General features: G+C 70.8%; 10 protein-coding genes and 1 pseudogene. 1 reads left to right on the forward strand and 10 read right to left on the reverse strand.

Annotated features, from left to right (window positions below; all coding sequences use genetic code 11):
• Positions 1-42 precede the first annotated feature (42 nt).
• Positions 43-1212, forward strand: coding sequence for an SPFH domain-containing protein (locus tag NKI68_RS07780; RefSeq protein ID WP_254546149.1), 1170 nt, complete (start codon positions 43-45; stop codon positions 1210-1212).
• Position 1213: 1 nt separating this feature from the next.
• Here NKI68_RS07780 and NKI68_RS07785 read toward each other — a convergent pair whose 3' ends face one another.
• The 10 genes and pseudogenes from NKI68_RS07785 to NKI68_RS23775 form a co-directional block, all read right to left on the reverse strand.
• Entirely contained in the window at positions 1214-1717 is a 504-nt protein-coding gene (locus NKI68_RS07785; protein WP_254546150.1) for an acyl-CoA thioesterase, read from the reverse strand.
• Entirely contained in the window at positions 1711-2703 is a 993-nt protein-coding gene (locus NKI68_RS07790; protein WP_254546151.1) for a ribonucleotide-diphosphate reductase subunit beta, read from the reverse strand. The genes NKI68_RS07785 and NKI68_RS07790 overlap by 7 nt, the downstream gene beginning before the upstream one ends.
• 33 nt (positions 2704-2736) lie before the next feature.
• Positions 2737-5160, reverse strand: coding sequence for a ribonucleoside-diphosphate reductase subunit alpha (locus NKI68_RS07795; protein ID WP_254546152.1), 2424 nt, complete (start codon positions 5158-5160; stop codon positions 2737-2739).
• A gap of 154 nt (positions 5161-5314) precedes the next feature.
• A complete protein-coding gene (locus NKI68_RS07800) occupies positions 5315-6157 on the reverse strand; it encodes a maleate cis-trans isomerase family protein (protein ID WP_254546153.1) in 843 nt (280 codons plus the stop codon).
• A gap of 11 nt (positions 6158-6168) precedes the next feature.
• Positions 6169-7815: a hydantoinase B/oxoprolinase family protein gene (locus tag NKI68_RS07805; protein WP_256562681.1), complete on the reverse strand. Its 1647-nt coding sequence runs from the start codon at positions 7813-7815 to the stop codon at positions 6169-6171.
• The gene (locus NKI68_RS07810) at positions 7812-9857 is read right to left on the reverse strand and encodes a hydantoinase/oxoprolinase family protein (RefSeq protein ID WP_254546154.1); all 2046 of its coding nucleotides are present in this window, start codon (positions 9855-9857) and stop codon (positions 7812-7814) included. Before NKI68_RS07810 ends, NKI68_RS07805 begins: the two co-directional genes overlap by 4 nt.
• Entirely contained in the window at positions 9858-11066 is a 1209-nt protein-coding gene (locus tag NKI68_RS07815) for an Nramp family divalent metal transporter (protein ID WP_254546155.1), read from the reverse strand.
• Between the two features lie 160 nt (positions 11067-11226).
• The gene (locus NKI68_RS07820) at positions 11227-11790 is read right to left on the reverse strand and encodes a ribbon-helix-helix protein, CopG family (protein ID WP_254546156.1); all 564 of its coding nucleotides are present in this window, start codon (positions 11788-11790) and stop codon (positions 11227-11229) included.
• Between the two features lie 207 nt (positions 11791-11997).
• Complete coding sequence (gene uvrB / locus NKI68_RS07825) at positions 11998-14055, reverse strand: excinuclease ABC subunit UvrB (RefSeq protein WP_254546157.1); 2058 nt, start codon at positions 14053-14055, stop codon at positions 11998-12000.
• A 1046-nt stretch (positions 14056-15101) separates the two neighbouring features.
• A pseudogene (locus NKI68_RS23775) lies at positions 15102-15185 on the reverse strand (short-chain dehydrogenase); the annotation flags it as partial.
• Between the last annotated feature and the right edge of the window lie 18 nt (positions 15186-15203).

Genomic DNA, 15203 nt, shown 5'->3' on the forward strand with positions numbered 1-15203 from the left:
CTGTCCGAAACGTTTACCCCCGTCTCCGTCGAACCTCCGCGCATGAGTCACCGCGGCGTGTTCTACGAACTCGGGCGGGCCACGGCGCGGTTGCACGCCGTCGAGGGGCCCAGCCCGAGCGGTGCCGGCCGCCCCGCGCTCGGGGCCGCGGCGCTCGTCGCGCTGGGGGTCGCGTACGTCGCGGGGGTCGTCAGCTTCGCCGTCTTCGCGGTCGGTCTCCTCCTGCTCCTCGCCGTCGCGACGGTCGTGAGCGCGGTCGAACTCGTCCAGGCGTACGAGAGGCGCACCCTCACGGTCTTCGGCGCGTACCGGGGGGTGCTCGATCCGGGGCTGCACGTCGTCCCGCCGTTCGTCTCGCGCACCTACCGGTTCGACGTGCGGACGCAGACGCTGGACGTGCCGACCCAGGAGGCCATCACGCGCGACAACTCGCCCGTCACGGCCGACGCCGTCCTCTACGTCCGCGTCGTCGATCCCGAGCGGGCGTTCCTCGGCGTCGACGACTACCGCCGGGCGACGCTCTACCTCGCCCAGACCGCCCTCCGGGCGGTGCTCGGCGACATGGACCTCGACGACACGCTCTCGCGCCGCGAGGCGATCAACGCGCGCATCCACGACCAGCTCGACGAGCCGACCGACGAGTGGGGCGTGCGCGTCGAGGCGGTCGAGGTGCGCGAGGTGACGCCCAGTCGGGGCGTCGTCGACGCGATGGAACAGCAGAGCGCCGCCGAGCGCCGCCGCCGCGCCATGATCCTCGAAGCGCAGGGGAGACGGGTCAGCGCGGTCGAGCGCGCCGAGGGCGAGCGGCGGGCGAGCGTCGTCCGCGCGCAGGGGGAGAAGCGGGCGCGGATCCTGGAGGCGCAGGGCGACGCCGTTTCGACCGTCCTCCGCGCCCGGGCGGCGGAGTCGATGGGCGAGCGCGCGATCGTCGAGCGGGGCATGGAGACGCTCGCGAGCGTCGGACGGTCGCCCTCCACCACGATCGTCCTCCCGCAGGAACTCACCTCGCTGCTCGGGCGCTACGGCAGGCACCTCTCCGGGAGCGACGCGCGCGAAGCCGCGCCCCTGCTCGATGGCCGGGCGTTCGACGCCGAGACGCGCGAACTGCTCGGGCTCGACGACTTCGAGGGGGAGTTCGACGCCGACGCGGTCGCCATCGAGATCGAGGACGCGTCCGAGGGAATGGGGGACGAGGAGGCCGTCGAGCGCTGAGCTATCCGGACTCTCCCTCCCCCCGCCCGCGACCACGCCGTTCCTCGAGTGCTCGATCCCTGAGCGCGCGCTGGTCGTCGGTCGGGCAGTCGAGCGCGGGCACCGCGGTCGGTCGCTCCTCCCCGTCGAGCGCGACGAACGTGAAGAACGAGGTGGCGGTGTCCCGCCGAACGTCCGCGGCGGGACGTTCGGCGCGGACCGTGACGGCGACGTCGACGCTCGTCTCGCCGGTGTCGAACGCGTAGCCCGAGACGGTGACGATGTCGCCGAGGGCGATGTGTGCGAGGAAGTCGACGTGATCCATCGACGCCGTGACGACCTGGCGACGGGAGAACCGCCGCGCGGCGATCGCCCCGCAGATGTCCATCCAGTGGAGGACGGAGCCGCCGAGCGCCCGGCCGAGGTTGTTCGTGTCGTTCGGCATCAGGATCTCGCTCAGTTCGGTGTAGGAGTCCGCGAGCGTCGCCGATCCGACGGGTTCGTGCTCGAGGTCGGCGCTCACCATTCGAGCGAGCCCCCGCTGCGATACTCGGTGACTTTCGTCTCGAAGAAGTTCTTCTCCTTGTTGAGGTCCACCGCCTCGGACATCCACGGGAAGGGGTTTTCGGTCCCGAACTGCGGGGGGAGATCGAGCTGGCGCAGGCGGCGGTCCGCGACGTACTCGACGTACTCGGAGAACTGCCCCGGTCCTATCCCGAGGATCTCGGGCGGACAGGCGTCCCGGGCGTAGACCTTCTCGAGATCGACGGCCTCCGCGACGAGGTCCGCGACCTCCCGACCGAACTCGTCGGTCCACGCGTCGGGGTGTTCGGCGCGGATACCGTCGATGAGGTCCACGCCGAAGTTGACGTGCAGCGACTCGTCGCGCATGATGTACTCGAACTGCTCGCCGATGCCCACCATCTTCCCCCGGCGCTTCAGCGCGAGCATCGCGGCGAAACCGGCGTAGAAGAACAGTCCCTCCATGACGACGTAGAAGCCGACGAGGTCGCGCAGGAAGGACCGCACGTCGGCGGTCGTCTCGATCTCGAAGTCGTCGCGGTCGATGGCGCGCGTGAGGTCGACCACGAACTCGTCCTTCTCCGCGATGGAGGGAACGCGGTCGTACATCCCATAGAGGTAGTCGGGGTCGAACCCGAGGGTGTCACAGCAGTAGATGAACGTGTCCGTGTGGATCGCCTCCTCGTAGGCCTGCCGGAGGAGGTACTGTCGGCACTCGGGGGCGGTGACGTGGTCGTAGACGGCGAGGACGAGGTTGTTGGCCGTCAGCGACTCGGCGGTCGAGAAGAACCCGAGGTTCCACTCGACGAGTCGCCGCTCGGCGTCGCTCAGGTCGTCGCCGGTCCACTGGGAGACGTCGCCCTGCATCGGTATCTCCTCGGGGATCCAGTTGTTGTCGACGCCCGCGCGGTAGTACTCGCGGGCCCAGTCGTATTCGATGGGGAGGATCTTGTTCGGGTCGTGCTGGCTGTCGGTGTCGAGTAGTGGCATCGGTTCGAGGTCGTGTGGGGTCTGCGTGCGGTGCTACTGGCAGGACTCGCAGGTGGGGTCCTCGACGCTCGGGAGGTCGGCCGACTCGGGCGCGTCGGCCCCCGAGTCGGAGCCGTCGTCTCCGCCGTCGCGGAACTGCGTGTCGTCGTACTCGTCCATGTCGAGGGTCGTCTTCTCGATCTGGCTCGCCCCGAGAGTGCGGAGGTAGTAGGTGGTCTTCAGTCCCAGTTCCCACGCCGTGCGGTAGACGTCGGCGAGGCGTCGGCCGTCGGTGCTCGGGAAGAAGACGTTGTGCGACTGGCTCTGGTCGATCCAGATCCCCCGCCTGGCGGTGAGTCGCAGGAGGTGGCGCGGGTCGATCTCGAACGCGCCGCGGTGGCGCTCGCGGATCTCGGCGGGGACGTCGTCGATCTCCTGGACGGACCCGTCGCGGTACTTGAGCCGATCGACCATCTCCGCGTCCCACAGCCCCGCCGCCTTCAGGTCCGCGACGAGGTGCTCGTTGACGATCGTGAACTCCCCGGACATGTTCGACTTGACGTACAGGTTCGAGTAGATCGGTTCGACGGAGGGGGTCGTCCCAGCGATGGTCGAGATGGTCGCGGTGGGCGCGACCGCCGTCACGTTCGAGTTGCGCATCCCGTGGGACGCGACGTGCTCGCGCACCGCGTCCCAGTCGAGGCGCTCCTCGACCGAGAGGGGGATCTCGCGGCCGCGTTCCTCCGCCAGGAGCGCGACGGTGTCCTGGGGGAGGACGCCGCGGTCCCACTTCGACCCCTCGAAGGACTCGTACGCGCCGCGTTCTCGTGCCAGCCGCGAGGAGCCGAGGATCGCGTGGTAGGCGACCACCTCCCCCCACTCGTCGGCCAGATCGGCGGCGCGCTCCGAGGCCATCGGTACGCCGAGTTCCAGCAGCGCCTCGTGGAACCCCATCACGCCAAGTCCGACCGGGCGGTGGCGCAGGTTCGACCGCTCCGCGTTCTCGCTCGGGTAGAAGTTGAGATCCACCACGTCGTCGAGCATCCGCGTCGCCGTGGCGACGGTGTCCGCGACGCGCTCGCGGTCCAACCTATCGTCCCCGACGTGTCGGGCGAGGTTCACCGACCCGAGGTTACAGACGGCGGTCTCGTCCTCGCTCGTGTTGAGCGTGATCTCCGTGCAGAGGTTCGAGGAGTTGACGACGCCCGCGTGGTCCTGCGGCGAGCGGACGTTGCAGGGATCCTTGAACGTGAGCCACGGGTGGCCAGTCTCGAACAGTCGGGTGAGCATCGTGCGCCAGAGGTCCTCGGCGTCGACGCGCTCGTACAGATCGAGATCGCCCGCCTCGGCGCGGCGCTCGTACTCCTCGTAGCGCGCTTCGAACTCGCGCCCGTACAGTCCGTGGAGGTCCGGGACCTCGTCCGGGGAGAACAGCGTCCACTCGCCCCCCTCCGCGACGCGCTTCACGAACAGGTCAGGCACCCAGGCGGCGGTGTTCATGTCGTGGGTGCGTCTGCGTTCGTCGCCGGTGTTGCGCCGGAGGTCGAGGAAGGCGGGGAAGTCGAGGTGCCAGCACGCGAGGTAGGCGCAGGCCGCCCCCCGGCGCTTGCCGGAGCGGTTGATCGCCGCCGTCACGTCGTTCGAGATCTTGAGGAAGGGGACGACGCCGGTGGACTCGACGCCGGTCGACTCGATGCGCGCGCCCGCGGCCCGGACGTTCGTCCAGTCGGTACCGATCCCGCCGGACCACTTAGAGAGGCGGGCGTGCTCGCCGTACCTCTCGAAGATGCCGTCGAGGTCGTCCGCGACGGTCGTGAGGTAACACGAGGAGAGTTGTGGGTGGGTCGTTCCGGCGTGAAAGAGCGTGGGCGTCGAGGGGACGAACAACAGACGCGACATCGCGTCGTAGAACTCGACGGCCCGCGCCCCCCGGTCGTTCTCCTGTAACGCGAGTCCCATCGCCACGCGCATCCAGAACGCCTGCGGGAGTTCGATCGGTTCGTCCTCCACGCGGAGGAAGTACCGCTGGACGAGCGTCTCGATCGCGACGTACCCCAGTTCGTCGTCGCGCTCGGGACGGAGGGCCCCGGACAGGGCGTCGAGATCGTACTCCGCCATCCGGTCGTCCAGGCGTCCGGCGTCGAGGCCCCGCTCGATTCCCTCCCGGAAGGCCCGCCGATAGGCGTCGTCGCGCGCCTCGTCCGCGAGCGTCGGGTCGAAGAACGAGCGCTCGTAGCGTCGGCGAGCGACCCGGGCGGCGAGTCGTTCGTACGCCGGATCGCGCTCGATCCGGGCGGTCGCGGCGTCCACGACGGCGTCGTAGAGTTCGGCCTCGTCGGCCGTCGCGTAGACGTTTCGCTCGACCGCCGCCGCGAGTTCCGCGACGGCGTCGGCGTCGAGTACGTCCTCGTGACCTGTGCGCGCCCGTTCGACGAGCGAACGGGCGGTCTCTCGCTGTGAGGTGGTGCTCTCGCTCATGATAGTATCGCCATTCGAGATCTACGGCGCGGACCCCGGCTCACGCGGGCCGCTGAGCCGCATCACCTGCGTTTCGCCGACGACACATAAACATTTCCAAGCCAATTTTACATAGAACAAGTTGATTTGTTATTCGTCGAGGGTCGAGGCGGAGTCAGGGATCGTCCGACGGATTCGGGGCGGGCAGGCCGCCGGGCAGGAAGCCGGCGTCGAGCCCGGCGACCCGACAGAGGTCCCACAGCGTCGCCAGGTTGCTCGTGACCGTCGGGACGTCCCGGGCGAGGCGCTCGACCGCCGCGAGCGTCGGGTAGTTGGTGCAGGAGACGAACAGCGCGTCCGCGTCCGACGCGGCCGCGAGGACCGACGCCGCCTGCTCGCGGGCGTCGTCGGGGGTGAGCCGACCGATGTCCGCGTTGCGCTCGATCCCGAGCCCGTCGAGGTGCCGCACGTCGAAGCCGGCGTCCTCCAGGTACTCGCGCTCCCGTTCGTTCAGCGCGTCGGTGTACGGCGTCGCCACGGCGACGGTGGTCGCGTCGAGCGCGTCGAGCGCGCGGCGGACCGAGAGCGCCGTCGCCACGGCCGGCGCGCCGGTCGCCTCCCGGAGGCGGCGCTCCAGATCGGCGTCGAAGCCGTGTCCGTGGATGAGACTGCCCGTGGTGCAGGCGTAGGCGACCGCGTCCACGTCCGCGTGGGCCAGCCGCTCCGCCGCCGCGACGGCGTCGGCCGCCATCGCGTCGAGCGCCTCGACGGTCACCTCGACGAGCGGCATCCGGGCGGCGTGGATCGACGCCCGGGGCGGCGTCCACGCGGCGAACTCCGGTTCGACCGTCGTGTTCGAGGAGGGGACGACGACGCCGAGGCGGAGGCGGTCGCCGCGGGCGGTCGGGTCACCACGAGCGGTCGAGTCGGCGGCGGCGGTCGGGTCGGCGGCGGTCGGGTCGGCGGCGGTCGAGTCGGCGGCGGCCGAACCGTCGCGTTCGGGGGGTGGTCCCGTCATCCCGTCACCCGTCACCTCGTCACCTTCCCGTCGGCGCGGTCGCGTTCGCGGGCCTCGGGATCGCGCTCGTCGGGGTCGCCGTGGCCGCCGCCGCCGGGCGTGAGCACGGTGACCGTCGTGCCGGCGTCCACGTCGACGGAGGTCTTGGCGGCGACCGGCTCGCCGTCGATCAGGTTGCGCCCGAGCGCGCCGTCCTCGCCGCCCGCGAGCCCCGCCGGCGGGGTGCGTCGGCGCTCGGTGAGCAGCGAGACGGTGGCGTCCGCCTCGACGGTCACGGATCGTTCGAGACCGAGGCCGCCGCGGAACCGGCCGTCGCCGCCGCTGTCCGGGCGGAAGCTGTACCGCTCGACGCGGAGCGGATAGGCGGCCTCGAGCGCCTCGACGGGCGTGTTGAGCGTGTTGGTCATGCCGACCTGGACGCCGTCCATGCCGTCCTTCGACGGGCGCGCGCCGAAGCCGCCCGCGACGGTCTCGTAGTAGGTGAACGACCCCGTCCGGCTCCCGACGATGAGGTTGTTCATCGTGCCCTGTCCCCCCGCCGGGACGCGGTCGGGGACGGCCTCCGCGAAGGCCGCGAGCACGACGTCCGTCACCCGCTGGCTCGTCTCGACGTTCCCCCCGACGACCGCCGCGGGCGGGCGCGGGTCGAGCAGCGACCCCTCCGGAACGCGGACGGTCACCGGATCGTAACACCCCTGGTTCGGCGGGATCTCCGGGTCGGTGACGCAGCGGACGACGAAGTAGACGGCGCTCTTGGCGACCGCCAGCGGCGCGTTCACGTTCCCCGGCACCTGGTCCGCCGTCCCCTCGAAGTCGACGACGATCCGGTCGCCGTCGATCGTGACGGTCGCCTCGATCGGGATCGACACGTCCGCCGGATCGGCCCCCGAAGCGTGCTCGAGGACGCCGTCGCCCTCCAGCGCGTCGCTCGCGGCGTACGTGCCGTCGGGGAGCGCCTCGATCTCGGCCGCGATGCGCTGGCGGGAGTAGTCGACGACCGCGTCGAACGCCGACGGCACGAGGTCCGGGTGCTCCTCGAGCAACTCGCCCAGGCGCGCCTCGGCGCGCTCGTTGGCCGCGATCTGCGCCCGGAGGTCCGCCCGGCGCTCGTCGGGCGTCCGGACGTTGGCGAGGAGGATCGACCGCACGTCCTCGTTCGGCTCACCCTCGGCGACGAGGCGGACCGGCGGGAGGCGCAACCCCTCCTGGTAGATCTCGCGGGAGCCGGCGGGCATGCTCCCGGGTGTCGACCCCCCGACGTCGGCGTGGTGGGCGCGGGAGACGGCGTACCCGAGGATCTCGCCGTCGGGGGCGAGCGGCGAGACGAGCGTCACGTCCGGCAGGTGCGTCCCGCCGTCGAAGGGGTCGTTGAGGACGAACACGTCGCCCGGCCGCGGGTCGCGCTCGCGCACCGCGTCCACCGCCTCCGGCATCGCCCCGAGGTGGACCGGGATGTGCTCGGCCTGCGCGACCATCCGCCCCTCGGCGTCGAAGAGGGCGGTCGAGCAGTCCTGGCGCTCCTTGATGTTCGGGGAATAGGAACCGTTGATGAGCACCTGGCCCATCTCCTCCGCGACGCTCTCGAGCTGGTTGCGGAGGATCTCCAGCGTGACGGCGTCGATCTCCGTCCGGGGGCTGGAACCCGGGGCGTCGCTCACGACGCCACCTCCGTGAGCACCACCGTCCCGTCCGGTTCGACGACGCCCTCCCACGACGGCGGGACGACGACCGTGCTCTCCTCCCCCTCGAGGACGGCCGGCCCCGACAGCGCCTCGCCCGGCGGCAGGCGCTCGCGGTCGTAGATCGCCGTCTCGCGCGGACCGTCGCCGAAGTGCGCCTCGCGCTCGCCGATCAGCGCGTCGCCGCGCGCCTCGTACGCCACGTCGACGGGCGGGCGCTCGACGGTCGCCTCGGTCCGGACGTTGACGAGGTCGACCGCCTCGTCCATCCGGTAGCCGTAGGTCGACTCGTGGGCGGCGTGGAACCGTTCCTCGACGGTCCGGGGATCGAACGGCCGGTCGGCGGCGACGGTGAGTTCGAAGCTCTGGCCGGCGTAACGGAGGTCCGCGCGGCGGGTCACGAGGGCCTCGGCGGCGTCGCTACACTCCTCGCGGACGGCGGCCTCGAGTTCCCCGTAGGTCGCCTCGACCGCGTCCGCGTCGATCGCGGACAGCGACTCGCGGTGGGTCCTGACGGCGTCGTGTTTCTCGTCGGCCGCGAGCAGGCCGTACGCCGAGAGGACGCCGCAGGCCCGCGGGACGACGACGGTGCCGATGCCGAGTCCGGACGCGAGCGCGGCGGCGTGCATCGGTCCCGCGCCGCCGAAGGCGACGAGGCCGAACCCGCGGGGGTCGTGGCCGCGTTCGAGCGTCACCGCCCGGATCGCGCGGCTCATCGTCGCGTTGGCGACGCGGTACACCCCGCGGGCGGCCGCGATAGGCCCGTCAAGGCCCGTCTCGTCCGCGAGGTCGGCGAGCGCGCCGCGGGCGGCGTCGACGTCGACGGAGAGTTCGCCGCCGAGGCTCGTGCTCGCGCCGACGTAGCCGAGGACGACGTTCGCGTCCGTGACGGTCGGATCGGTCCCGCCAAGGCCGTAGCAGACGGGCCCCGGTTCCGCGCCAGCGGACTCGGGGCCGACGCGGAGCGCGCCCCCGGCGTCGACCCAGCCCTTGCTCCCGCCGCCCGCGCCGACGGTCGTCACGTCCACCATCGGGGTCCTGATCGGGCGGCCGCCGATCGCCGCATCGGTGGTTCGCTCGATCTCCCCATCGCGCACGAGGCTCACGTCGCTCGACGTGCCGCCCATGTCGAAGGTGACGAGACCAGTGAGGTCCCGAGCGCCGCGCGAGTCGTCCGCGTCGGACGCCGCTCCACCGTCGCGCCCGCCGACGCTGGCCAGCGCCCCGACGACGCCGGCCGCGGGACCCGACATGCACGTGCGGACGGCGTGCTCTCTGACCGTTTCGGCGTCGGTGATCCCGCCGTTCGCCTGCATCACGGTCGGCTCGGGGACACCCGCCTCGCTCGCGCGCTCGACCAGCCGACCGACGTAGGCGTCGATGGCGGGCGTGACGTAGGCGTCCGCGACGGTCGTCGAGGCACGCTCGTACTCGCGGAACTCGGCGAGCACCTCGTGGGAGACGGAGACCGGAACGTCGAGTTCCGATTCGAGCGCCTCGGCGACGGCGGCCTCGTTCTCGGGATGGGCGTAGGCGTGCAGCAGGCAGACCGCGACGGCCTCCGCGCCCGACGCCTCGATCTCCCCGGCCACCTCGCGGACCGCCTCGGGGTCGACCTCCCGCTCCACGCCGTCGACGGTCGCCCGCTCGTCCACCGCGAAGCGCCGACGGCGCGGCACCAGCGGCGCGGGCTTCTCGGCGTCGAGGTCGTACAGCGACGGGCGGTCCTGCCGGCCGATCTCGAGCACGTCGCGGAAGCCCGCGGTGGTGACCAGCGCCGTCCGCGCGCCGTTCCCCTCGAGGAGCGCGTTGACCGAGACGGTCATCGCGTGGGTGAAGTCGTCGATCGCGTCGGGCGCGATCCCGGCGCGCTCGCAGGCCTTCTCGATGCCCGCGAGGACGCCGACGCTCTGATCGGCCGTGCTCGGCACCTTCGCGGTGACGAGGTCGTCCCCGCGGAGGAGCACGACGTCCGTGAAGGTCCCGCCGACGTCGACGCCGACGGCCGTCTCCGCTGCCACTCAGATCACCCCGAGGAGCGTGAGGAGGCTCCGAACGCCGAGCCAGACGACGATCAGCGTGACGACCGCGCCGAGGGCGTTCTGGACCGTCGAGTTGACGTAACGCCCGAGGGTCGCGTGGTCGTTCATCACCAGGATGAGGAAGACCGCGACGATCGGGAGGAGGATGCCGTTCGCGACCTGGGCGAACAGGATCGCCTCGACGGGGCTGTAGTCGAGCGCCGAGAAGAGGATCCCGACCCCGAGGATGGACATCCAGACCGCCCGGAACCGCGTGGACGTGAGGTCGGCGTCCCAGCCGAGCGCCCCGGCGGTGGCGTACGCGCCCGCGAGCGGGGCCGTCGTCGCGCTGGTGAAGCCCGCGGCGAACAGGCCGACGCTGAAGAACACCTTCGCGTACGTCCCCGCGACGGGTTCGAGCTGTTCGGCCATCCGCCCGACGTCCTCGATCCGCGTGCCGGCCGGGAACACCGCCGCCGCGGTCACGAGGATCGAGAGCGTGATCAGCCCACCGACGACGATCGAGAGGACCGTGTCCGTCCGGCACGCGCCCAGGTCCTCCGGCCCGTCCCACCGCTCCTGGACGCTGCTCGCGTGCAGGAAGAGGTTGTATCCGACGACCGTCGTCCCGATGAGTCCGGTGATGAGAAAGAGCGACCCCTCCGGAACCGACGGGACGAACCCCGCCGCCAGCGCGCCGAGGTCCGGCCCGATGAGGATCGCGTCGACGAGGAAGGAGACGCCCATGATCGCGACGAGCGCGACCAGGGCGCGCTCGATCAGTTCGTACCGACCCGTCCACAGCAGCGCGGCGGCGGCGAGGCCGATGATCGGTCCCCACACCGACGCGCTCACGCCGGTCACGGTCGCGAGGCCCGCCGCGCCGCCGAGGATGTTCCCCGTCTCGTAGGCGGCGGTCCCGACGCCGATGGCGCTCACCACGAGCGCGACGCTCGCGTACTGGAGCGCGGGCGAGTCGAACCGCCCGCGCAGCGCCTCGCCCAGCCCCTCCCGGGAGACGATCCCCAGGCGGGCGCTCATCTCCTGGAGGACGATCGTCGCCAGGACCGAAAACGCGATCGTCCAGATCAGGGCGTAGCCGAACCGCGCGCCCGTCACGCTGGCCGTCGTCACCGTCCCCGGACCGATGAACGCCGCCGCGACCATCGCACCGGGACCGATCGCCCGGAGCCGTTCGATCAGCTTCACTGCGACCACCGCTCGTGTGTCATGCTCTCACGGACCTATCTCGGGCGGAAAAGGGTTGTTATGAGCCGTGCGCACCGAGCGCACGGGCGGTACGAGCGAGTGTGACTACGGTACGATCAGGTGTGAGGGTGGTACACTCGGGGAAGGACGATGCCGGCGGCTACGCCGCGTCCGCATCCGGCCGTCGCTCGGTGACGAGCACCTTCGAGACGCTCTCCTCGATCTCGAGTTCGAACGGGAGGTCGCGGACGCTCCGCTCGATGAAGCGGGTCATGAACCAGCGGAGCGAGGCCGACGGGAAGACGACGTGGTAGGTGTCGCCCTCGGTGGCGCGCACGGAGAGGAAGCCGCAGAACGAGAGCCACTCCAGCAGTTCGCCCACGTCGTCGAAGCGCCCGGCGTACTCGCGGGCGTGATAGTCTGCGACGGTGTCGGCGGCGTCGAGGAACGCGGGATCCGGCGTCCCCGTCTCGTCCTCGACGTAGTCGAGGAAGCAGTGCAGGAAGTCCACGTCGAGGAGGACGTGCTCGCCGCCCGAGAGCATCCGGTGGTAGGCCGCGAGGTTCGGCCCGGCGTCGTTGCTGGCCGCCTCGAAGTTCGCGGCGTAGAAGGTCAGCGCCCGTCGGATGACCTCGCTCCGTCCCTCCCCCGTCCGGTCGACGAGGTCGGCGAGCGCCGCGGCCGCCTCCTCGTCGAGCGAGACCGTCACCCGTTCGGTCGGCATGAGATAACGAGGCGCGGGGACGGGGATATGGTTGACGCTCTCCCCCGACGAGGACTTCGGCCCGGGGTGGGGATGAGAGTGAGAGGGTGAGAGTGGGGATGGCAGAGTGGGGGGATGGCGGAGTGGGGTGGGGATGGGGCCGAGAGTGAGAGTGAGAGTGAGAGGGCGAGGGGGAGAGTGAGAGCGGGGGTGAACCTCGCCCCTCGCTCAGAACTCGCCCTCCGGCGCGGGCACGCCCTCGTCCTCGCGGTCCAGTTCGTAGGCCCGCCGCACGTCGCGGATGCGATCGCGGATGTCGGCGGCGAGTTCGAACTCCAGGTTCTCCGCCGCCTCGCGCATCCGCGCTTCGAGTTCGGCGACGTACTCCTCGGCCTCCTCGGGACTGTCGGGTTCGACGCCCGCCACGGAACTGGTGTCGGTCTTGCTCCCCGGGAGGTTCGTCTCGCCGACCGCCTTGTCGATGGTCCGGGGGGTGTGGCCGTGCTCCTCGTTGAACTCGCGCTGGATCTCGCGGCGGCGGCGGGTCTCATCGATCGCGTCGGCCATCGCGTCGGTCGTCTCGTCGGCGTACAGCACCACCTCGCCGTTGACGTTGCGGGCGGCCCGGCCCATCGTCTGGATGAGGGTGGTCGTGGAGCGCAGGAACCCCTGCTGGTCCGCGTCGAGGACGGCGACGAGCGACACCTCCGGGATGTCGAGGCCCTCCCGGAGGAGGTTGATGCCGACGAGGACGTCGAACTCCCCCAGGCGCAGGCCGCGGACGAGTTCGTGGCGCTCCAGGGTGTCCGTCTCGTCGTGCATGTACTCGACGGCGACGCCCGCCTCCTCCAGGTACTCGGTGAGGTCCTCGGCCATTCGCTTGGTCAGGGTGGTCACGAGCACGCGCTCGTCGTCGGCCACGCGCCCGTCGATGCGCGCCATGAGGTCGTCCACCTGCCCCTCCGCGGGCGAGACCTCCACCCGCGGGTCGACGAGGTGCGTGGGGCGGACGATCTGCTCGACCACCTGCTCGCTGCGCTCGCGCTCGTAGTCCCCCGGCGTCGCGCTCACGTAGAGCAGGTCGCCGGCCTTCTCCTCGAACTCCTCGAAGGTGAGCGGGCGGTTGTCGTACGCCGTCGGGAGGCGAAAGCCGTTCTCCACGAGCGAGTCCTTGCGCGACTTGTCGCCGGCGAACTGGCCCTTCACCTGCGGGAGCGTCACGTGCGACTCGTCGACGACGGTGAGGAAGTCGTCGGGGAAGTAATCGAGCAGGGTGTACGGCGCGTCGCCGGATTCCCGGTCGGAGAGGTGGACGGAGTAGTTCTCGATGCCCGAGCAGTAGCCCGCCTCCCGCAGCATCTCGAGGTCGAAGGTGGTGCGCTCCTCGATGCGCTGGGCGGCGAGGAGGTCGCCCTGGCGCTCGAAGTACCGCACGCGCTCGTGCATCAGCTCCTCGATCTCGCCGATCGCGCGCTCCAGTCGGTCCTCGGGGATCGAGTAGTGCTCCGCGGGGTGGACGAGCACGGCCCGCTGTTCGCCCTTCGTCTCCCCCTCCAGCGTGTCGATCTTCTGCATCCGGTCGATCTCGTCGCCCCAGAACTCGACCCGGACGGCGTAGCGCCCGTACATGGGGAACACCTCGACGGTGTCCCCGCGCACGCGGAACGCCCCCTGCGTGAAGTCCACGTCGTTGCGCTCGTAGTTGAGGTCCACGAGTCGGCCCAGCAACTCGTCGCGGTCGATCGACTGACCCACTTCCAGGCGCAGCGCCATGTCCTCGTAGTTTCGCGGGTCGCCGAGGCCGTAGATCGCCGACACGGAGGCGACCACGATCACGTCGTCGCGGGTGAGCAGCGAGCGCGTCGCGGAGTGGCGCAGGCGGTCGATCTCGTCGTTGATCGAGGCGTCCTTGTCGATGTAGGTGTCCGTCTGCTCGACGTACGCCTCCGGCTGGTAGTAGTCGTAGTAGGAGACGAAGTACTCGACCGCGTTGTCGGGGAACAGCGACCGGAACTCGTCGTAGAGCTGCGCCGCGAGCGTCTTGTTGTGCGCGAGCACCAGCGTCGGCTTCTGGACCTCCTCGATCACCCACGCGACGGTGTTGGTCTTCCCCGACCCCGTCACGCCCAGAAGGGTCTGCTCGCGCATCCCGCTCTCGTACCCCGACGCCAGCTGCTCGATGGCCGCCGGCTGATCGCCCGCCGGCTCGAACGGCGCGTCCACGCGAAACGGTCTGTCGAGTCCGGGACGGTCCGGCTGGAGCGGGCCGGAGCCTGTGTCGCTCATTGCCAGAGGGTGGAGACGGACGTACTTCAGGGGTGCGCTCGCGGAGTGAAAGTGAACGGCGCACCGACCGCTCGTCGAGGACCTCGGCGTACCGACCAGCGGCGCGAACGCTCTCTAAGTCCTCACACTCACGACGCTTCGCGCCGTTCACGCGGCCCGAGGAACGAGAAGCGTTCCTCACTGCCGTCGGCCCCGCTCCTCGGCCTTCGGCCCGCGGTGCTGACTTCGCCGTCCTTTGTCCGGAACACCCGCCACGACGAGACACGGAACGTCTCGTCCGCTCTGCGTTCACCCCGCGACCACGAGAACATCGATTCCGCCGGGGAGTAGCACCGCTCGTGGACCGTTCCGCCGCCGTCGCCAGCGTTGCATCCGCGAGCGACCGGGGGTCCCGCGAACCGGTCGGGACCGGCGGTCCCGCTGGAAGCCGGCCATCGGTCGGCGACGAAGTGAGCGGGGGCACGCTGGGCGAGCACAGCGCGTCCCTCGGAGGGAGAGCGGACGCGTCGAACCCTCGACGGAGCGGAGCGACTGAGGGGATGAGGCGCGGTTTCGGTGGAGGTTTTGGCAGCGAGTGAGGCGCGCAGTGCCGAGCGAGCGCGGCAAAACGTCCTGGCGAACAGGCGACGCCGCGGACGGCTCGCGGGGCGTGGCGTCGCACAACCGCAGGCACCCCGCGACGACTCTCACGTCACGGGGGCCTCTGGTCCCGCTCTCGGATATAAAAGTACGGGGGAGACGACCGATCTGAGCACCACGGCTGACGCCGGCGCGCTGTACCGCGAGCGACCGCAGGGAGCGAGCGGCCCGACGTTCACGAGCGTTCTACCCTCGTGAGCCAACCGGAACGCGGTGCGTTCCGGTGACGAGCCCCCGAGGAGCGCCGACGGCGCGACGAGGGGGTGAGGAGGGGATTGGTCCTTCCAGAACCGTGCACGGTTCTGGAAGCCTGTGAGACGCTTCGCGTCTCACAATGCAGCGTTTGCCAGCGAACCGCCAGCGACCGCGAAGCGTGTCGCTGGCACGTGAGCGCAGCAAAAGGGTGTCTAGAAGGACTCCACGTGCGGCCGCAGGTCGAGTTCGAGCGTCCACGTCGAGCGGTCCTGCTCGATCAGGTGCCAGTACTCGCGGCGTTCAGCGCGCGACGG

The sequence above is a fragment of the Halomarina pelagica genome (genome assembly GCF_024228315.1).
Classification (GTDB): Archaea; Halobacteriota; Halobacteria; order Halobacteriales; family Haloarculaceae; genus Halomarina; species Halomarina pelagica.